Below are 255 nucleotides of genomic sequence, written 5' to 3'. Positions count from 1 at the left end.
CATAAAGCTCAGTCGCCCGTGCTGCATGCAGCTTCTTGAGCAATTCGGTTTGCGTGATGAACAGGACATCGCGGCCCTGGCGTGCGGCGCTGTGGCCCAAGGCCTGCGCGAGATGCGATTTGCCGACGCCTGTTTGGCCGACCATCAGCACGCAGACCTTCTCGTCGATATAGCGGCCGGCGGCGAGATCATGGATGTGAGCGCGGTTGAGCTTGGGAACGCGGTCGAAGTCGAAGTTTTCGAGCGTCTTGCCCA

General features: G+C 60.8%; 1 protein-coding gene. It reads right to left on the bottom strand.

The features are described from left to right. On the bottom strand, positions 1–255 hold a 255-nt coding region (locus ACLFKU_RS44700; RefSeq protein ID WP_410853513.1), incomplete at both ends, for an ATP-binding protein.

It is taken from the genome of Paraburkholderia sp. EG304 (assembly GCF_046543485.1).
GTDB classification, from domain to species: domain Bacteria; phylum Pseudomonadota; class Gammaproteobacteria; order Burkholderiales; family Burkholderiaceae; genus Paraburkholderia; species Paraburkholderia youngii.
This window is presented reverse-complemented; position numbering and strand designations above follow the sequence as displayed.